This is a genomic window from Achromobacter sp. SD115 (genome assembly GCF_017355315.1).
Lineage (GTDB): Bacteria > Pseudomonadota > Gammaproteobacteria > Burkholderiales > Burkholderiaceae_B > Achromobacter > Achromobacter xylosoxidans_B.
In genome coordinates this window covers 50583-69628 of sequence record NZ_JADIJM010000019.1, presented here as the reverse complement: position 1 = coordinate 69628, position 19046 = coordinate 50583, and the positions used below count along the sequence as shown (strand labels likewise).

Below are 19046 nucleotides of genomic sequence, written 5' to 3'. Positions count from 1 at the left end.
ACGCGCAAACATGACGCCTTTAGGCGCCATCCGACGTCAATCCGGCAGGATTACATCAGCCCGGATACCAATATTCCGAGACAGACTTTAAGGTGGTAACAACCATGCAATCCAAGACCAAGAAGCTGCTGGCCGCGCTGATCGCTGCCGGTATCGTCCCGGCTGCCCATGCAGCCGACATCAAGATCGGCGTGGCCGAAGCCCTGTCGGGCGGCGCCGCCCAGTACGGCGTGTCGATCCGCAACGGTTTCCAGCTGGCCGCTGATGAAATCAACGCCGCCGGCGGTATCAACGGCAACAAGATCGTGCTCGTGGTCGAGGACGAACAAGGCAAGAAAGAAGAAGCGATCAACGTCTTCAAGAAGCTGATCTTCAAGGACAACGTCCTGATGGTCTTCGGCCCGACGCTGTCGAACTCGGCCCAGGCCGCCGACCCGATCGCCCAGGCCGCCAAGACGGTCGCCTTCGGCACCTCCAACACCGCCGACGGCATCACCTCCATCGGCAACTACGTGTTCCGCAACTCGGTCACCGAAGCCGACGTGCTGCCGGCCACCATCTCCACCGTCAAGGCCAAGACCGGCCTGAAGAACGTGGCGGTGCTCTACGGCAACGACGACGTCTTCACCAAGAGCGGCTACGACAACTTCAAGAAGGCCCTGGAAGACCAGAAGATCCCGGTCACCACGACCGAAACGTTCGCCAAGGGCGACGTGGACTTCAAGGCCCAGCTGACCAAGATCAAGGGCACCAACCCCGATGCCATCGTGCTGTCCGCACTGCTGGCCGAAGGCGCTCCGATCATGGTGCAGGCCCGTCAATTGGGCCTGAACGTGCCCGTCATCGGCGGCAACGGCATGAACTCGGTCAAGATTTTCGACCTGGCCCCCGGTGGCGCGTCGAACAATCTGTGGATCGGCAGCCCGTGGTCGATCGAGAACAAGGCGGCCGAGAACGTCAAGTTCATCGACGCCTACAAGGCCAAGTTCAACGGCGCGCCCGACCAGTTCGCGGCCCAGTCGTATGACGCCATGTACATCGCCGCCCAGGCGCTGAAGAACGTCAAACTCTCTGGCGATCTGCCCAAGGATCGCGCAGCCCTGCGCGATGCGCTGCCCTCGGTGACCTGGACCGGCGCTACCGGCCCGTTCAAGTTCCGCCAGGCCAATGACCGCGCCGGCAAGCCGGCCGGTTACGACGCCGACCAAGCCCCCATCGTCAGCGTGACGAAGGACGGCAAATACGTCATCGAGAAGTAAGCGCTACGCATCCCCGCGCGGGGGGATGCGCCTTGCGGACGGCGCGGCTGTCCGCAAGGCGCTTTTTATCGCAGGGCCGTCACCCTAGAAAAAATGCCTCCCCGCCGGGAGGCTCAAGGCCATGCAGTGGGCGCTGCATGGGGCCCTCACAGCTTTGGAAAGTCCCATCATGTTCGAACAACAATTCGTCAATGCCTTGTCGCTGGGCTGTGTGTATGCACTGTTCGCGCTGGGCTTCACGCTGATCTTCGGCGTGCTCGGGGTGATCAACCTGGCGCATGGCGCCGTCTTCATGGTTGGCGCCTACGCGGCACTGTTCGTCGTGCAGCAATTCAGCCTGCCCTTGTGGGCCGGGCTGATGGCCGCGTTCTTCGTCGCCGGCTTCACCGGGGTCATCATCGACTACCTGGTGCTCAAGCCGCTGCGCAAGCGCAACGCGCCTCACCTGATCCCCATGATTGCCACCATCGGCGTAGGCATCATCCTGAATAACGGCGCCCAGAGCATCTTCGGCGCCAGCAACCTGCGCTTCCCGCACGGCACCGTGCCCGAGGAAGTGATCGAGGTCGCCGGCCTGCACCTGACCGTGATCGAGCTGGGCATCATCTTCCTGTCTTTCGCGCTGATGGCCGTGCTGATGTATGTCATGCGCCGCACGCAATTCGGCCGCGCCCTGCGCGCCATCGCCGAATCGCCCAAGGCCGCCTGGCTGCTGGGCATCAACGTTGAAAAATTGTTCGTCACCACCTCGTTCGCCGCAGCCGCCCTGGGCGGCGTGGCCGGCGTGCTGATCGGCCTGTACTCCAATGCGCTGTTCCCCCTGATGGGCCAGCCGATGCTGCACAAGGGCATCGCGGTCATCATCCTGGGCGGCATGGGCGACATCCGCGGCGCCATGCTGGGCGGCCTGTTCCTGGGCTTCGCCGAGGTGCTGTCGGTGGCCTACATCGGCTCCACCATGCGCGATGCGGTGGCTTTCGGCCTGCTGTTCCTGATCCTGCTGGTGCGCCCGCAAGGTCTGTTCGGCAAAGTGGTTCAACGCAAGGCTTAAAGAATGAGCGGATTCGAAAATTTCTGGGCCATTTACGGCAACCTGGTGCTCACGCTGGGCACCAACGCCTTGCTGGCCCTCTCCATCTGGCTGACCCTGGCTTGCGGCATGCTGGCCATGGCCAACGCAGCCTTCATGGGCATCGGGGCGTACACCGCCGCGCTGCTCACCATGAACTATGACGCGCCGTTCTCGGTCGCCCTGGCCGGCGGCATGGCGGCGCCCGCATTGGTGGCGGCCCTGATCGGCTTGCCGACCTTGCGGCTGTCCGGGGTCTACCTCGCCATGGCCACGCTGGGCTTTGGCGAAGTGGTCCGCGTGACCATCCTCAACACCGAGTCCATCACCGGCGGCGCGCTGGGCCTCAATGGCATCCCGCAGCTGACGCAGTGGTGGCACGTGGTGCTGGCCGTGGTCATCGTGCTGTTCGTGCTGTGGCGCGTGCGCGCCTCCAAGATCGGACGCTCGTTCGACGCCATCCGCGGCGACGAAACCGCCGCCGGCCTGATGGGTATCGACGTGCGCGCCAACAAGATGCTGGCCTTCGTGGCCGGCGCGATGATTGCGGGCCTGGCCGGCGCCTTGAATGCGCACCTGACCTTCTTCATCGGCCCCAACGAATACGGTTTCGACCGTGGCGTGGAAATCCTGACCATGGCGATCCTGGGCGGCATTGGCGGCCTGGCCGGTCCCGTGCTGGGCAGCTTCATCATTACCGTGCTGCCCGAAGTGCTGCGCGGTTTTGCCGACCTGCGCCTGATCGCGAACGGAGTGATTCTGGTGGTGATTGTGTTGTTCCTGCCGCAAGGCATCTGGGATCCGGCGCGCTTCAAGCGCTGGATGCGCCAAGGACGCCAGGGAGGCAAGCGCCATGCTTGAGCTTTCTTCCGTCTCCAAGAGCTTCGGCGGTCTGCATGTGCTGCATGACGTCAGCCTGTCCGTGCCCGAAGGCGCCATCTTCGGCTTGATCGGCCCCAACGGCGCCGGCAAGACCACGGTGTTCAACCTCATCACCGGCCTGTTGCCGCCCAGCGGCGGCACCATCACGTTCAACGGCCAGAGCGTCCTGGACAAGAAGCCGCACCGCATCACGCGCATGGGCATCGCCCGCACGTTCCAGAACATCCGTCTCTTCAAAGAGATGACGCTGCTGGAAAACGTGGTGGTCGGCGCCTATCGCCACATGAACTACGGCTTCCCCAGCTTGCTGCTGGGCCTGCCGGGCTACCGCGAGCACGAGCAGCGCGCCCGCGAGCGCGCGCACGAATTGCTCACCTGGATGCGCCTGGATCACAAGGCCAACGACCTGGCCGACAACCTGTCCTACGGCGAGCAGCGCCGCCTGGAGCTGGCGCGTGCGCTGGCCACCGAGCCCAAGCTGCTGCTGCTGGACGAGCCGGTCGCCGGTATGAACACCGGCGAACGCGCCGAACTCATGCGCGAGATCCTGGCCATCCGCGACCGCGGCTACACCATCCTGATGATCGAGCACGACATGCGCTTCGTCATGGGCCTGTGCGAACGCATCGCGGTGCTGAACTTCGGCAAGATCATCGCTTGCGGCGGACCCGACGAGATCCGCAACAACGAACAGGTCATCGAAGCCTATCTGGGCCGCGAAGACGACGAAGACACCGAACAAGCGGAGGCCGCAAAATGAGCGTCATGCTGGAAGTCCGCGGACTCGAGGTCAATTACGGCCACATCGAAGCCGTCCGCGGCATCGACCTGGACCTGAACGCCAAGGAAATCACCGCCCTGGTCGGCGCCAACGGCGCCGGCAAATCGACCACGCTGCTGGCGCTGTCGGGCTTGCTGCCCAAGGCGCGCGGCAAGATCACCTTCGAAGGCGAGGACATCACCAACCTGGCGCCGCACCAGCTGGTGGCGCGCGGCATCGTCCAGGTGCCGGAAGGGCGGGCCATCCTCACCACCATGACCGTGCTCGAAAACCTGGAGCTGGGCGCTTACCGCCGCGGCCTCAAGAACGTCGACTCGGACCTGGAATACGTGTTCAACCTGTTTCCGCGCCTGAAGGAACGGATCACCGGCATCGCGGGCAACCTGTCCGGTGGCGAACAGCAGATGCTGGCCATCGGCCGGGCCCTGATGGCCAAGCCGCGCCTGCTGCTGCTGGACGAGCCCTCCATGGGCCTGGCGCCCATCGTGGTGCAGGAGATCTTCCGCTCGCTGCGCGCGATCAACGCCGACGGCCTGACCCTGTTCCTGGTCGAGCAGAACGTGCGCCAGGCGCTCAAGATCGCCCAGCATGGCTATGTGCTGGAGAACGGCGCCATGGCGCTGACCGGCAGCGGCCGCGAACTGCTGGGCCATCCCCGCGTGCTGGAAGCCTATCTGGGCGCCTGACCGACGGGCAGGCAGCGTTGTGTCCCTTGTTATTGGCATGGCTGGGCGGCGCCTTGGGGCGCCGCCTCTTCATTTCCTGCGGCCAATCAGTTGCCCACTTTTTGAGCAGCTGTGTTAGAATCGCAGGCTTTCCCTCGTTTTGGCTATTGCACGGGCGGGTAATAACGCTTAGGCGGGACGCTGATATCGGCTGAGGTCTGCTGGAAACCCGATGGGTTTTTCTGCGATTTCGGTCCAGTTCGGGGAAAGGAACTGGCTGGATGGTCCAGCCAGGGAAATTTTTATTCTTAGGAACCATCATGAAGACCTTTGTGGCCAAGCCGCATGAAGTCCAACGTGACTGGTTTGTGATCGACGCCAAGGGCAAAGTCCTCGGTCGTGTGGCCAGCGAAGTCGCACGTCGTCTGCGTGGCAAGCACAAACCTGAATTCACGCCGCACGTTGATACCGGTGACTACATTGTCATCGTCAACGCTGCCGATATCGTTGTTACGGGCGCCAAGGCGAAGGACAAGAAGTACTTCCGCCACACGACGTACCCGGGCGGTATCCGTGAAACGAACTTCGAGAAAATGCAAGAGCGTTTTCCCGGCCGCGCCATTCAGAAGGCTGTCAAGGGCATGCTGCCCAAGGGTCCTCTGGGCTACGCCATGATCAAGAAACTGAAGGTGTACGCCGGTGCCGAGCACCCGCACACCGCCCAGCAGCCCAAGACGCTGGATATCTAAGGAAACGCCATGATCGGTAACTGGAATTACGGAACCGGCCGTCGCAAAACCTCGGTGGCTCGCGTTTTCATCAAGAAGGGCACGGGTAAGATCGTTGTCAACGGCAAGCCCGTCGACGACTTCTTCGCCCGCGAAACTGGCCGCATGATCGTGCGCCAGCCGCTGGAACTGACCGGCCACCTGGAATCGTTCGACATCAAAGTCAACGTGCACGGCGGCGGTGAAACCGGCCAGGCCGGCGCAGTCCGTCACGGCATCACGCGTGCCCTGATCGACTACGACGCGACCCTGAAGCCCGCACTGTCGCAAGCTGGTTTTGTTACCCGCGATGCCCGCGAAGTCGAACGCAAGAAGGTCGGCTTCCGCAAGGCACGTCGGCGCAAGCAGTTCAGCAAGCGTTAATACGCTGCTCAAAAAAGCCCGCTTCGGCGGGCTTTTTTTCGCACCTTTGGTTCCAGCGCCGGGCGCCGCCCGATCGCTGCGCGCCCCGCGCGGAACTCCGCGCATTCCGTCCGGTCGGAAAGAAGGACTGCGGTGCCATTTCGGGCTCTTAGCCGCAACACCCGCTTTCCCGAGCGATACAATCGATCCTCGTTCTACGAAGAGCACACATCATGGCCCAAGCATCGAACACCCGCATCAAGGTTGGTATCGTCGGCGGCACCGGTTACACCGGCGTCGAGCTGCTGCGCTTGCTGTCGCAGCATCCCAATGTGGAGTTGACCGCCATCACGTCCCGCAAGGAAGACGGGCTGCCGGTGGCTGACATGTATCCGAACCTGCGCGGCCGCGTGAACCTCGCCTTCTCCGCGCCGGAAAAGGCCTCGCTGACGGATTGTGACGTCGTGTTCTTCGCGACGCCTCACGGCGTGGCCATGGCCCAGGCCCAGGAACTGATCGCTGCGGGTACCCGCGTCATCGACCTGGCCGCGGACTTCCGCCTGCAGGACATCCCCACCTTCGAACGCTGGTACAAGATTCCCCATACCTGCCCGGACATCCTGGCCGAGTCCCAGTATGGCCTGGTGGAACTGAACCGCGAGGCCATCTCCAAGGCCCGCGTCATCGGCAATCCCGGCTGCTATCCCACCACCGTGCTGCTGGGCCTGGCTCCGCTGCTGGAAGGCGGCAAGAAGCTGGTCGACGCGCAAACCCTGATCGCCGACTGCAAGTCGGGCGTGTCGGGCGCCGGCCGCAAGGCCGAAGTGGGCTCGCTGTTCTCCGAAGCCTCCGACAACTTCAAGGCCTACGGCGTGGCCGGTCACCGCCACCACCCCGAAATCGTCGCGCAACTGGAAAAGATCGCCGGCGGCAAGGTCGGCCTGACCTTCGTGCCGCATCTGGTGCCGATGATTCGCGGCATGTTCTCCACGATCTACGCCCGCATCCTGCCCGAGGCCCGCGATACCGACTTCCAGGCCCTGTTCGAACAGCGCTACGCCGATGAACCCTTCGTCGACGTGATGCCTGCCGGCAGCCTGCCGGAAACCCGTTCGGTGCGCGCCTCGAACAATCTGCGCATCGCGCTCAGCCGTCCCGGCAATGGCGACCAGCTGATCGTCTTGGTGGTCCAGGACAACCTGGTCAAGGGCGCTGCCGGCCAAGCTGTCCAGAACATGAACCTGATGTTCGGCATCCCTGAATCGACCGGCCTGGATCAGGTCGCGATCTTGCCTTGATGCCTGCAGGCTTGCGGCCTTGGGCCGCAAGCCGCCGCTCTTTATGCCCCCTGATTCCTCCATCGCACCCAAGCCTCGGCCAGTCGGCGGGCTGACGCGCGTGTTCGTGGGGTTGCTGATCGGTGTGCTGCTGGGCGGTTCGGCCAGCTTTTTCTACGCCCGCAAGCTCTACCGGCCACAGGACGCGGTAGTGATCAGTGCCCGGCAGGCCGAGGTCCAGGAAGAGGCCATGCGCCAACAGTCGACGCAACTGCGCTATACGCAAGGGCAGCTCGACACCGCCGATGGCGAACTGGTCATCGAACGCGCCGCGCGCCAGGAACTGGAAACGCAGCTGCGCACTGTCCAGGCCGAGGTCGGCAGGGTGCGCGATCAACTGGCGTTCTACGAACAATTGCTGCCGCCTGGGCCCGAGGGTTCGGTGGACATCCGCGGTGTCGAGATCGACCGCAGCGGCGGCGGCCTGCGCTACAAGGTCCTGCTGATGCGCAGCGGCCGTAATGGCAGTGCGCCGTTCTCGGGCGCGCTGCGTTTCCAGGCCACCGGCGTCCTGAAGGGCGAGACCGTGAAGGTGGACCTGGCGCCCATGCAGGTCAAGGCCGAGTCCGGCTCGGTCGCCATCCCTGGCGACAACGTGCAGACCTCGCCCCTGGCCCTGCAGTTCGATCAATACCAGCGCAGCCAGGGCATCCTGGCGCTGCCCGAGGGATTTGTCCCCGAAAGCGTGACCGTCAGCGTTCTGGAGGGCGATACGGTCCGGGCGTCAAGAAGCGTCAAGCTTGAACTTTGAGTCTGCGCAAGCCCTGAGCTATAGTGACACCATGCGAGCGCCGTTGCCGCTCACCGAAATATGGCCGAACCGGCCAGGAGTGAACCATGAATGCAGTGACCGAAACCGTCGACCTGCAGGCCGCCCCGCCTGCTCCCCTGGTGTTTACCGATTCGGCTGCGGCCAAGGTGAAGGATCTGTTGGCCGAAGAAGGCAATCCCGAACTGAAGCTGCGCGTTTTCGTGCAGGGCGGAGGCTGTTCGGGTTTCCAGTACGGCTTCACCTTCGACGAAGTCGTGAACGATGACGACACCGTGCTGGACAAGGCTGGCGTGCAACTGCTCGTCGACCCGATGAGCTTCCAGTACCTGGTCGGCGCAGAGATCGACTACAAGGAAGACCTGGAAGGCGCGCAGTTCGTCATCCGCAATCCCAACGCCAGCACCACCTGCGGCTGCGGTTCCTCGTTCTCGGTGTAATCACCCCGGCAGGAAATAAAAAGCCCTTCGGCGTGCCGAAGGGCTTTTTGCATTGGGGCGCGGGCTTCAGGCGGGATACAGCGCGCCCAGGATACGGGGGGCGCGCGCGCCGGTGACGGCGGGCAGGCCGGCCGGCCTGCGCTGCACGAACGCTTGTGCCAGCCAGGCGAAGGCCAGGGCCTCGACTTCCTGCGCTGGCACGCCCAGGGCATCCGTGGCGCGCACGGGCCGTTGCAGGCAGTACGCCAGCTCGCGCATCAGGCCCGGGTTGCGCGCGCCGCCTCCGCACACGAACACTTCCTGCGTGCCCGCCGCGGCGGCGTCGACCGCATTGGCGACCGTGCGGGCGGTCAGGCGCTGCAAGGTGGCCTGCACGTCTTGCGGCGCGGGCTTGGGGCCGTCGAACGCCGCCAGGCGTTCATCCAGCCATTGCATATTGAACAGGTCGCGTCCGGTGGACTTGGGCGGCGGCAGGGCGAACCAGGGCTCGCTGGCGATCAATTGTTCCAGCAGTGCGGCCAGCACCTGGCCGCTGGCGGCCCAGCGGCCGTCGGCGTCATAGGACTGGCCCAGGTGGCGCTGGCACCAGCCGTCCAGCAGGACGTTGGCGGGTCCGGTGTCGAAGCCGCGGGGCGCGTGTCCGGGCTCCAGTAGCGTCACGTTGGCGATGCCGCCCAGGTTGAGGACGGCGCGGCCTTGCGGTGCGCCGAAGATGGCGGCATGGAAGGGTGGCACCAGCGGCGCGCCCTGGCCGCCCGCAGCCACGTCGCGACTGCGGAAATCCGCCACCACGTCGATGCCGGTCAGTTCCGCCAGCAGAGCGGGGGCGTTGAGCTGCACGGTGTAGCCGAGGTCCGGCCGGTGCCGCACGGTCTGGCCATGTGCGCCGATCGCGGCCACGTGACCGGCCTGGACGCTGGCTTGCTGGAGCAGGGCGGCCACGGCCTGGGCATACAGGCGGGCAAGCCCGTTCGCGGCCAGGGCGGCGCGGGCCAGCTCGTCGTCGCCGGATAGATTCAACGCCAGCAATTCGCGTCGCAGGTCGGCCGGCATGGGCAGGCTGGCGCTGGCCAGCACGGTCGGTGCCTGACCGTCGTCCAGACGCACCAGCACGCCGTCCACGCCGTCGACGCTGGTACCCGACATCAGTCCGATGTAGAGCTGCGAGTCTTGGTGTTGCAAGGGGACGGAGGAATTCACGAGAGCCTCGGCAAAGAAAAAGCGGCCGCGCAGCAGAACCTGCGGGGCCGCTTTGCGGGAGCGTTCGACCGGCTTTAGCGGCTGGCCACGTTGGTCAGCGCGTCGGGCAGGGTCTGCTGGAATTCGGTCAGCAACTGGATCTGCGCCTTGTACGGCGCCACGGCCTGGTTGAAGGCACGGACTTCGGCGGGCTCCAGGCTGCGGGCGACCGGCAGGTCCACCGACAGCGGATCGATGGGCTGGTTGTCCACGCGGAATTCGTAGTGCAGGTGCGGGCCGGTAGCCCAGCCGGTGGCGCCGACATAGCCCAGCAGCTGGCCCTGCGAAATCTTCGAACCCTTGGTGACGCCTTCGGCGATGCGGCTCTGGTGAGCGTACAGCGTCGAGTACTTGCCGTGGTGCTTGACGATGACGACGTTGCCGTAGCCGTTCTGCCAGCCGGAGAATTCCACCGTGCCATCGGCCGTGGAATGGATCGGCGTGCCCGAGGGCGCCGCGTAGTCCACGCCCTTGTGTCCCGTCCAGGTCTTATGGATGGGGTGCATGCGCATGCCGAAGGTGGAGCTGATGCGGCTGAACTTCAGGGCGGTGCGCAGGAACGCGCCGCGCAGGCTGGTGCCGTCGAAGTCGTAGTACGAACCGCTCTTTTCGTCGGGGCTGAACCAGACCGCGTTGTAGGTCTTGTCGCCATTGATGAATTCCAGGGCCAGCACGCGGCCGGCGCCGGCATAGCGGCCGTCGTGCGAACGCACTTCGTAGACCACGCGGAATTTGTCGCCTTGGCGCAGGTCGCGCAGGAAGTCGATCTTGGCGCTGAGGATGTCGGCCATCTGCATGGTGACCGAGTCCGGGATGCCGGCGGCGTCGGTGGCGCCGAACAGCGACGAGCGGATCGTACCCACGGCGACGCGGGTCTGGCGCTCGGTGCTTTCGGTGATTTCCTCGGCCTTGTAGCTGTCGCCCGCGGGCGCGACGTGCAGCATGCGCGTCACGACCTGGCCATCCGCCTCGTTCCCGGGGGTGTGGATGTAACGCAGCCAGATCAGGTTGCCGGCCTCGTCCGTCGCGGCCTGTACCGAGCGGCCCGGGTACAGCTTGTAGATGCTGCGGGCGCTGGCTTCATGCGTCAGGAAGGTCTGCAGGCTGGGCGCGTCTAGTTCCAGGCGCTGCAGCACCGCGGCCAGCGTGTCGCCGGCGCGGATCCGGGTTTCGCTGATATAGGGCGCGGCGCTGGGCGTGCTGACTTCGACTTGCTCGGCGCTTAGCGGCAGGACGCTGCTGATGATGCGCGAAGGGGGGAGTTCGGTGCGGTCGGGTTGCTGCACCATGCCGAGAGCGGCGGCGCCTGCGAACAGACCGATTGCGGTGACGAGAATAGTGCGGCGGAAAAGTCCCGAGCGCTGGGGCTTGGGCTCAACGGGCGCAAACAGGGCAGCAACTTTGCGCTTGATGCTACTCGCCAGTTCGTGGAGGCCACGATTCATCGTGAAGTTACCCTCTCAGGTGGCTTGAGCTCGCAGGGTGCGTGACACGAACTGCCCTCGCGCGCACATTTTCGGGGCAAGGGCTGGGCGCGGGGCGCATCTTGTGAACGACGGGGTGTAAACCGGACCGCAACTGCGTATATATGACAATTGCGTATGATTAGGGCGGTATCCTAGCTGATTCGGCTAGAATTTTCGATAGTTTTCGTCACTTTTTACACCTTTTTATCGGCTGAAGCCGAGTTGGTCCCCCTGCCATGTCATCCACAGAAGCCCCGATTACCCCCGAAGTCGAAGCAGACCTGCGTATAGCGAAGCGCGGTTGCGATGAGTTGCTGGTTGAGTCCGAATTCGCCCGCAAGCTCGCCAGGAGCCGCGCCACGGGCGTGCCGCTGCGCATCAAGCTGGGGCTGGATCCGACCGCGCCGGACATCCACCTGGGCCATACCGTGGTGTTGAACAAGATGCGCCAGCTGCAGGACATGGGGCACAACGTCATCTTTCTGATCGGCGATTTCACCTCCACCATCGGCGATCCCAGCGGCCGCAACAACACCCGCCCGCCGCTCACGCGTGAGCAGATCGAGTCCAATGCCAAGACCTATTACGCCCAGGCCAGCCTGGTGCTGGACCCGGCCCGTACCGAGATCCGTTACAACTCCGAGTGGTGCGATCCGCTGGGCGCGCGCGGCATGATCCAGCTTGCGTCCCGTTATACGGTCGCACGCATGATGGAGCGCGAGGACTTCACCAAGCGCTTCAAGGGCGGCATTCCGATCTCGGTGCATGAATTCCTGTATCCGCTGATGCAGGGCTATGACTCGGTGGCGCTGAAGTCCGATCTGGAGCTGGGGGGCACCGATCAGAAGTTCAACCTGCTGGTCGGGCGCGAGCTGCAAAAGGAGTATGGCCAGGAGCCGCAGTGCATCTTGACGATGCCCTTGCTGGTGGGGACGGACGGCGTAGAGAAGATGTCCAAGTCCAAGGGCAACTACATCGGTATTTCGGAGTCGCCCGATTCGATGTTCGGCAAGCTCATGTCGATTTCCGACACGCTGATGTGGCGCTACTTCGAACTGCTGTCGTTCCGCACGCTGGAAGACATTGCCGCCCTCAAGCAGGAGATCGATGGCGGCCGCAACCCGCGCGACGCCAAGGTCATGCTGGCCCAGGAAATCATCACGCGCTTCCATTCCGCCAAGGCCGCCGACGAGGCGCTGGCCTCGTTCGAGGCCCGTTTCCGCGACGGCGCGATCCCCGAGGACATGCCCGAGATGAACATCGGCGGCGCGCCGGTGGGCATCCTGAAGCTGCTGCGCGAAGCCGGCCTGGTGGCGTCCGGTTCGGAAGCGCAGCGCAACGTGGAGCAGGGCGGCGTGCGCGTCAACGGCGACCGGGTGGAAGACAAAACGTTGCAATTGCCGGCGGGGACTTACGTCGTTCAGGTGGGCAAGCGCAAATTTGCGCGTGTTAACTTGAACCCATGATTGCGAAGTTTTGATACGCTGAGGGTACAGACAGGGGCAGTGGGGCCTTTGCGGCACTTCTAGGAGCACGACATGAAACTTTCGAGTTTGTCCTTTTCCGATAACGAGTCGATTCCCGAACGCTACGCCTTCGGCAGGATCGATGCGCAATCGCACGTCGCGCTGGCAGACAACTTCAACCCGCAGTTTTCCTGGGACGACGTTCCGGCGGGTACGCAGTCGTTTGCGCTGATCTGCCACGACCCCGATGTGCCCTCCGAGCCCGACGACGTCAACCAGGAAGGCCGCGAGGTGCCGGCCAGCCTGCCGCGCGTGGATTTCTTCCACTGGGTGCTGGTCGACCTGCCGGCCGACCTGCGCGACATCGAGGAAGGCACCTTTTCCAGCGGCATCACGCCGCGCGGCAAGGGCGGCCCGCTGGCGCCGATGGACGCGCGCCAGGGCATCAACTCGTATTCGTCATGGTTTGCCAACGATCACGACATGAGCGGCGACTACTTCGGTTATGACGGCCCGTGCCCGCCCTGGAACGACGCGATCGTGCACCGCTACGTGTTCACCCTGTACGCGCTGGACGTGCCCACGCTGAACCTGCAGGGTTCCTTCACGGGCGAGGACGCGCTGCGCGCCATCCAGAAGCACGTGCTGGCGCAGGCGTCGTTGACGGGCACCTATACGCTCAATCCCAAGCTGGCTCCCAAGCAGATCGGCGCCACCTCGGCCTGATCCGTCACGCCACAGAAAGGCCGCAGTCTCGCAAACTGCGGCCTTTTCTATTTCCGAAAAGGTTCAGCCCATTGTGCGCTTGAGCCGCAACAACGCCAATCCGAAGGTAATGAAAATGGCGCCGACCAGGCGGTTGATCCAGGCCACGATGCGGGGCCGGCGCAGCAGGCGCCGGGCGCGGTGAGCCAGGGTGCCGTAGGCCAACAGAGACATCAGCGACATGGCCGTGAAGATGCCCGTCAGGATGAAGAACTGCGGCAGCAGCGGTTCGGCGGCGTTCAGGAACTGGGGAAACAGCGCCGTGAAGAACAGGATGGGCTTGGGGTTCAGCGTGGCGACCAGGGCAGCTTCCGAATAGAGCCGGCCAGCGCTGCGCGGCGCCAATGCGGCGGGGTCGGAAGGCGGCGCGATGTTCGAGCGGCCCAGCAAGTGGCGCAGGCCGATGTACAGCAGGTAGGCGGCGCCGGCCACCTTGAGCAGCATGAACAGCATGGCGGACGATTGCAGTACCACGCCTAGCCCCAGCATGGCGGCGGCCGACAGCAGGAACAGGCCTGTCACATTGCCCAGGGTGGACGGCAGCACGGCCCGCAAGCCGCCCGCCGCGCCGTTGCGGATCGCCAGCATGGTGGCGGGCCCGGGGCTGATGACGCTGACCGCAGCTACCAGCGAGTAGGTTATGAGCGTGGCGCTTTGCATGAAAGTTTCTCAAGTCGGGTTGAGACGGGTTTTCGGCCGATGAAGGATGGCGTGGTTTTCACGCTCATCGAGGCAATTTTGCCCGGGTTCCCGGTATTTTGGGAGCAATTGATCTTCCCCGACGCGGTAAACTATTCGTCATTCTCCGGGTTTACCCACCCGGGCGCAGTTTTCTCCTCTCTTACCGCCTCAGGAACTCCCGTCATGTTTGACCGCAACCTCACCTTGTCCAAGGCTGACCCGGACGTTTGGGCCGCCATCCAGAAGGAAGACGTCCGCCAGGAACAGCACATCGAGCTGATCGCCTCGGAGAACTACGCCAGCCCGGCCGTCATGGAAGCTCAGGGCACGCAGCTCACCAACAAGTACGCCGAAGGCTATCCGGGCAAGCGCTACTACGGCGGTTGCGAGTACGTGGACGTGGTCGAGCAACTGGCCATCGACCGCCTGAAGCAGATCTTCGGCGCCGAAGCCGCCAACGTGCAGCCCAACTCGGGTTCGCAGGCCAACCAGGGCGTGTACATGGCCGTCCTGAAGCCGGGCGACACCGTGCTGGGCATGAGCCTGGCCGAAGGCGGCCACCTGACGCACGGCGCGTCGGTCAACGCCTCGGGCAAGCTGTACAACTTCATCTCCTACGGCCTGGACGCAAACGAAGTCCTGAACTACGACCAGGTCGAGCAACTGGCCAAAGAGCACAAGCCCAAGCTGATCGTGGCCGGCGCCTCCGCCTACGCCCTGCACATCGACTTCGAGCGCATGGCCCGCATCGCCCGCGAAAACGGCGCGCTGTTCATGGTCGACATCGCCCACTACGCCGGCCTGGTCGCCGGCGGCGCCTATCCCAACCCGGTCCCGCACGCCGACTTCGTCACGTCCACCACGCACAAATCGCTGCGCGGCCCGCGCGGCGGCGTCATCATGATGAAGGCCGAGCACGAGAAGATCATCAACTCGGCGATCTTCCCCGGCATCCAGGGCGGTCCGTTGATGCACGTCATCGCCGGCAAGGCCGTGGCCTTCAAGGAAGCGCTGGAGCCCGGCTTCAAGGACTACGCGCAGCAAGTGGTCAAGAATGCCAAGGTGCTGGCCGACACGCTGGTCAAGCGCGGCCTGCGCATCGTTTCCGGCCGCACCGAAAGCCACGTCATGCTGGTGGACCTGCGTTCCAAGGGCATCACGGGCAAGGAAGCGGAAGCCGTGCTGGGCCAGGCCCACATCACGGTCAACAAGAACGCCATCCCGAACGATCCGGAAAAGCCTTTCGTGACCAGCGGCATTCGCCTGGGTACGCCGGCCATGACCACGCGCGGTTTCACCGAAGCCGAAGCCGAGCTGACCGCCAACCTGATCGCCGACGTGCTGGACAATCCGCGCGACGAAGCCAACATCGCCGCCGTGCGTGCCAAGGTCAATGAACTGACCTCGCGCCTGCCGGTCTACGGCAAGAAGTAATCGAGCAACCCTGCGGCGGGCTGCGGCCCGGCCGTAGCGCTCCATGAGGGACGGCCCCGTAAGGCGCCGTCCCTTTGCTTTCGGGGCGGCATCCTGGCAAAAAATACGGGGGCGGATTAGCCCGTATTGGTGCTGGCGGTCCGGCGCCTCGTTACAATATGCTTAACTATTGCCCTCAGCGCCTTTAGGGATCACACATGCGGTGTCCATTTTGTGGCAATGCCGAAACGCAGGTCGTCGACAGCCGGGTCTCCGAAGAGGGCGACGCCATACGCCGTCGCCGTCGCTGCCTGTCCTGTGACAAGCGCTTCACTACCTATGAACGGGTGGAGCTGGCCATGCCTTCCATCGTCAAGCGCAATGGCAGCCGCAGCGACTATGACCCCGGCAAGCTGCGCGCCAGCCTGAGCCTGGCGCTGCGCAAGCGCCCCGTCAGCACGGAAGACGTGGACGCGGCGGTCGCGCGCATCGAAGAGCAATTGCTGGCCAGCGGGCTGCGCGAAGTTCCCAGCGAACACATCGGCGAGCTGGTCATGAACGAACTGCGCAAGCTCGACAAGGTGGCGTACGTGCGCTTCGCTTCGGTCTACAAGAGCTTCGAGGACATCGGCGAATTCGTCGAGGCCATCCGCGAGATGCAGGGTCCGCTGCTGCCGGGCAAGCTGCGCAAGGACTAGCAGGGGCTCGACGCAAGGGGGTCGGGGCCGGCCACGCGGCAACGAAGCAGAAAATGACGGCGCCGCGGCGCCGTCATTGCATGGTGGGAGCCGTACGCGCCAGGCTGGGCGTCAGCGGCTGGAATTTGCGCCACACGCGGCGCATGTGCTGGGCCGAGCCGAAGCCCGATTTCTCGGCCACGCGCTCCAGATCCAGCCTGGTGTCGCGCAGCAGGTCGCGCGCCAGCGCCACGCGTATCTGATAGAGGTAGTCCATCGGCGTGCAGCCCGCGTGTTCGCGGAACAGCCGGGTCAGGTGGCGGGCGCTGGTATGCGCCTGGTCCGCCAGCGATTGCGCCGACCAGGGCGCCGCCGGATCGCGAATGACCGCGTCTTGCACCCGGTGCACGCCCGGATGCATATGGCTGCGGTGATCGAGCCAGGGCGACAGCGTGGAATCCGTGCCCGCGCGCCGCTGGTAGACGACCATGTCGCGCGCCGTTTCGCTGGCCACGCGCGGCCCGCAATGGCGCGACACCATGTGCAGGGCCAGGTCGATGCCGGCGGTGATTCCCGCGCTGCTGACCAGCTTGCCGTCCTCGACGAAGATGCGGTTGTCATGCAGCCGCGCGCTCGGGTCGATGCTGGCCAGCTGTTCCAGGCAGGTGTGGTGCGTGGTGCAGTCCCGTTGCCGCGTCAGGCCGGCGGCGGCGGCGAAGAGCGCACCGGCGCATACCGTCATCAGCGTGAAGCCGTCGGCGGGATGGCGGACGGCCAACCAGTCGATGATGGCGCGCGAGTCGGGGTCATCCAGGCGCGTGGGCTTGCCCACCACGCCGGAAATGATGACCAGCGCTTCGGGTGGCAGCGCGGCCGGCAGCGCCTGGATATGCGCCAGATGCAGGCCGGGCAAGCCGCTTTCGACCTCCCGCGATGGGCCGCAGAAATGCTGCTCGAAGGCGCCGGGAATCAGCTTGTTGGCCACGCGGAAGGCCTCAGCCGGGCCTGCCACGTCCAGCAGCACGATGCCCCGCGTCAGCACGAAATACACCGGAACCATGCGGCCCTCCCGCCAGCACTAGGCAGCCAGCGCGTCGGCAGCGCGCGCGATGCGGGCGAAGCGGCCTTGCAGCACCAGTTCGGTCCGATCGCGGATCTCGGCCGGCGTGTAGTGCTGGCCGGACGGGCTCTGCATGGCGAAGGTCAGGGTGGCGTCGGTGGGGAACACCACCTTGTAGCCGGCGTCGCTGGCATGGCGCGAGGTGGTTTCGCAGCATTGCTCCGTGCGGATGCCGCTGACGATGATGCCTTCGATGCCATGCTTTACCAGCCAGTCTTGCAGGCTGGCGCCGTCCGCGTCCTTGGCGTAGAGCGAGGAATGCACGGTCTTGTGGAACACGGCGGTGGGCGCGATGCGCAATTCCTTGAGCGTCCTGACGTGTCCGGAGGCCATGGAGAAGGGGTTGGCGGGGTCGTTCGACACGCTGGTGTGAAACACCTGCAGTACTGGAATGTCCTGCGCCTCGGCCGCGTCGATCAGGGACTGGATCTGTTCCACAAAGGCCGGATACTCGGTTTCATCCCAAAACGGACGTTGCCGGAAAGAGTCTTGTACGTCGATGACGATCAGTGCTTGTTTCATGGTCCGGACTCCTGGAACGGGAATTGTAGAGGTGTGACGTCATTTTTACTGCAATCCAGCGCCCGGACGAGCGCGGCGAAAGACGGCTGTCGGCCCAAAACGGACATGCACGGCCGATGCCGCCGAGAGCCAGCGCCGGACCGTCTGCCCGCCGCGTGGCGGACATACAATCCTGATCATGATGATTCCCAGCGACAACGACGACATTTTCTGGATGCGGCGCGCCCTGGCGCTGGCGCAGACCGTCATGTACACCACCGCGCCCAACCCCCGGGTCGGCTGCGTGATCGTGCGTGACGGGCGCGTGCTGGGCGAAGGCGCGACGCAACCGCCGGGCGGCCCGCACGCGGAAGTCTGCGCCTTGCGCGACGTCCAGGCGCGCGGCGAATCCGTGGCAGGCGCCACGCTCTACGTCACTTTGGAGCCTTGCAGCCATTTCGGCCGCACGCCGCCCTGCGTGGATGCCGTGCTCGCGGCCCGGCCGGCGCGGGTGGTGGTGGCCATCGGCGATCCCAATCCGCTGGTCAACGGGCAGGGGCTGGCGCGCCTGCGCGCAGCGGGCATCGCGGTGACAACCGGCGTTTGCCGCGCAGAGGCGCTGGCCGTCAATGTGGGTTTCATCTCGCGCATGAGCCGCGGCTTGCCATGGGTGTGGCTGAAGATGGCGGCATCGCTGGACGGACGCAGCGCGCTGCATAACGGCGTGTCGCAATGGATCACCGGGCCCGACGCCCGTGCTGACGGACACCGCTGGCGCGCCCGCGCTTGCGTGGTCCTGACCGGCATGGGCACCGTGCTGAAGGACGATCCGCAGCTCAATGTCAGGGGTGTGGACACGCCCCGCCAGCCGCGCAAGGCCGTGGTGGACGGCCGTTTCGAGATTCCGGAAGACGCGCGGCTGTTCGATGGCGCCGAGGTCATTCTCTTCACAGCCCGAGAGGATGCCGCCAAGGCTGCGCGCCTGCAGGCCAAAAACGCCCGCGTGGTGCTGCTGCCGGGCGAGGCGCCCGGCCGGGTCGACCTGCCGGCGATGATGCGCTGGCTGGCCCAGGAACAGTTCAACGAGATCCATGTCGAAGCCGGCGCCGGTCTGAGCGGCGCGCTGGTGGCCGCGGGCTGCGTGGACGAGCTGCTGCTGTATCTGGCGCCGGTGTTGCTGGGCGACGCGGCCGGCATGGTGCGCCTGCCCATGCTGGAGCACCTGGACGGAGCCCGGCGTTACGAGTTCATCGAGACCGCGCCAGTGGGCGCGGACCTGCGTGTGCGCGCCCGGGTGGCGGAAACCTGGAGCCAGCTGACGCAGCGGGTGGCGCTGCCGGAGCTGTCCTAGGGCCGGCGCCGGCCTTCTATAAGTTAGTGCGGACA

20 protein-coding genes are annotated in these 19046 nt (G+C 64.9%); 15 read left to right on the top strand and 5 right to left on the bottom strand.

What is annotated here, in order from left to right:
- Positions 1-104: 104 nt before the first annotated feature.
- From IPU70_RS23785 to erpA, 10 genes are all read left to right on the top strand, one after another.
- Positions 105-1259 (top strand): ABC transporter substrate-binding protein, encoded by a 1155-nt coding sequence (locus tag IPU70_RS23785; RefSeq protein ID WP_207471001.1) that lies wholly within the window; start codon positions 105-107, stop codon positions 1257-1259.
- A 169-nt stretch (positions 1260-1428) separates the two neighbouring features.
- Positions 1429-2310 (top strand): branched-chain amino acid ABC transporter permease, encoded by an 882-nt coding sequence (locus IPU70_RS23780; protein ID WP_041652165.1) that lies wholly within the window; start codon positions 1429-1431, stop codon positions 2308-2310.
- Between the two features lie 3 nt (positions 2311-2313).
- Positions 2314-3189, top strand: a complete 876-nt coding sequence (locus IPU70_RS23775; protein ID WP_207471000.1) for a branched-chain amino acid ABC transporter permease — start codon at positions 2314-2316, stop codon at positions 3187-3189.
- The gene (locus IPU70_RS23770) at positions 3182-3970 is read left to right on the top strand and encodes an ABC transporter ATP-binding protein (protein ID WP_207470998.1); all 789 of its coding nucleotides are present in this window, start codon (positions 3182-3184) and stop codon (positions 3968-3970) included. Before IPU70_RS23775 ends, IPU70_RS23770 begins: the two co-directional genes overlap by 8 nt.
- Positions 3967-4677 (top strand): ABC transporter ATP-binding protein, encoded by a 711-nt coding sequence (locus IPU70_RS23765; protein ID WP_207470996.1) that lies wholly within the window; start codon positions 3967-3969, stop codon positions 4675-4677. The genes IPU70_RS23770 and IPU70_RS23765 overlap by 4 nt, the downstream gene beginning before the upstream one ends.
- Before the next feature lie 299 nt (positions 4678-4976).
- Positions 4977-5405, top strand: coding sequence for a 50S ribosomal protein L13 (gene rplM, locus IPU70_RS23760; RefSeq protein WP_013391412.1), 429 nt, complete (start codon positions 4977-4979; stop codon positions 5403-5405).
- 9 nt (positions 5406-5414) lie between these two features.
- Complete coding sequence (gene rpsI / locus IPU70_RS23755) at positions 5415-5807, top strand: 30S ribosomal protein S9 (RefSeq protein ID WP_006217310.1); 393 nt, start codon at positions 5415-5417, stop codon at positions 5805-5807.
- A 212-nt stretch (positions 5808-6019) separates the two neighbouring features.
- A complete protein-coding gene (argC, locus tag IPU70_RS23750) occupies positions 6020-7084 on the top strand; it encodes an N-acetyl-gamma-glutamyl-phosphate reductase (RefSeq protein WP_013391413.1) in 1065 nt (354 codons plus the stop codon).
- A gap of 43 nt (positions 7085-7127) precedes the next feature.
- Positions 7128-7874 (top strand): DUF6776 family protein, encoded by a 747-nt coding sequence (locus IPU70_RS23745; protein WP_207470995.1) that lies wholly within the window; start codon positions 7128-7130, stop codon positions 7872-7874.
- Between the two features lie 86 nt (positions 7875-7960).
- Complete coding sequence (gene erpA / locus IPU70_RS23740) at positions 7961-8332, top strand: iron-sulfur cluster insertion protein ErpA (protein WP_013391415.1); 372 nt, start codon at positions 7961-7963, stop codon at positions 8330-8332.
- Between the two features lie 66 nt (positions 8333-8398).
- On the opposite strand, the gene IPU70_RS23735 is transcribed toward erpA, so the two are convergent.
- Together IPU70_RS23735 and IPU70_RS23730 are read right to left on the bottom strand one after the other, a co-directional pair.
- Positions 8399-9532, bottom strand: coding sequence for an anhydro-N-acetylmuramic acid kinase (locus IPU70_RS23735; RefSeq protein WP_207470993.1), 1134 nt, complete (start codon positions 9530-9532; stop codon positions 8399-8401).
- A 74-nt stretch (positions 9533-9606) separates the two neighbouring features.
- Positions 9607-11016, bottom strand: coding sequence for a M23 family metallopeptidase (locus tag IPU70_RS23730; protein ID WP_013391417.1), 1410 nt, complete (start codon positions 11014-11016; stop codon positions 9607-9609).
- 257 nt (positions 11017-11273) lie between these two features.
- Here IPU70_RS23730 and tyrS point away from each other — a divergent pair, with 257 nt between their 5' ends.
- Both tyrS and IPU70_RS23720 read left to right on the top strand, forming a co-directional pair.
- Positions 11274-12503 (top strand): tyrosine--tRNA ligase, encoded by a 1230-nt coding sequence (gene tyrS / locus IPU70_RS23725; protein WP_207470991.1) that lies wholly within the window; start codon positions 11274-11276, stop codon positions 12501-12503.
- 72 nt (positions 12504-12575) lie between these two features.
- Positions 12576-13229, top strand: coding sequence for a YbhB/YbcL family Raf kinase inhibitor-like protein (locus tag IPU70_RS23720; protein ID WP_013391419.1), 654 nt, complete (start codon positions 12576-12578; stop codon positions 13227-13229).
- A 63-nt stretch (positions 13230-13292) separates the two neighbouring features.
- On the opposite strand, the gene IPU70_RS23715 is transcribed toward IPU70_RS23720, so the two are convergent.
- Positions 13293-13928, bottom strand: a complete 636-nt coding sequence (locus tag IPU70_RS23715; RefSeq protein WP_207470990.1) for a LysE family translocator — start codon at positions 13926-13928, stop codon at positions 13293-13295.
- 204 nt (positions 13929-14132) lie between these two features.
- On the opposite strand from IPU70_RS23715, the gene glyA reads away from it, so the two are divergent.
- Complete coding sequence (glyA, locus tag IPU70_RS23710; protein WP_207470988.1) at positions 14133-15383, top strand: serine hydroxymethyltransferase; 1251 nt, start codon at positions 14133-14135, stop codon at positions 15381-15383.
- A gap of 197 nt (positions 15384-15580) precedes the next feature.
- On the top strand, positions 15581-16060 hold the full coding sequence (gene nrdR / locus IPU70_RS23705) for a transcriptional regulator NrdR (protein ID WP_013391422.1): 480 nt from the start codon (positions 15581-15583) through the stop codon (positions 16058-16060).
- Between the two features lie 73 nt (positions 16061-16133).
- On the opposite strand, the gene IPU70_RS23700 is transcribed toward nrdR, so the two are convergent.
- Both IPU70_RS23700 and IPU70_RS23695 read right to left on the bottom strand, forming a co-directional pair.
- The gene (locus IPU70_RS23700) at positions 16134-17099 is read right to left on the bottom strand and encodes a GlxA family transcriptional regulator (protein WP_207470986.1); all 966 of its coding nucleotides are present in this window, start codon (positions 17097-17099) and stop codon (positions 16134-16136) included.
- A gap of 18 nt (positions 17100-17117) precedes the next feature.
- Positions 17118-17681 carry a cysteine hydrolase family protein gene (locus IPU70_RS23695; protein WP_207470984.1) on the bottom strand — a complete coding sequence of 188 codons (564 nt, stop codon included), beginning with the start codon at positions 17679-17681 and terminating at the stop codon, positions 17118-17120.
- A gap of 178 nt (positions 17682-17859) precedes the next feature.
- Here IPU70_RS23695 and ribD point away from each other — a divergent pair, with 178 nt between their 5' ends.
- Positions 17860-19011, top strand: a complete 1152-nt coding sequence (ribD, locus tag IPU70_RS23690; protein WP_371819056.1) for a bifunctional diaminohydroxyphosphoribosylaminopyrimidine deaminase/5-amino-6-(5-phosphoribosylamino)uracil reductase RibD — start codon at positions 17860-17862, stop codon at positions 19009-19011.
- Positions 19012-19046: the final 35 nt, after the last annotated feature.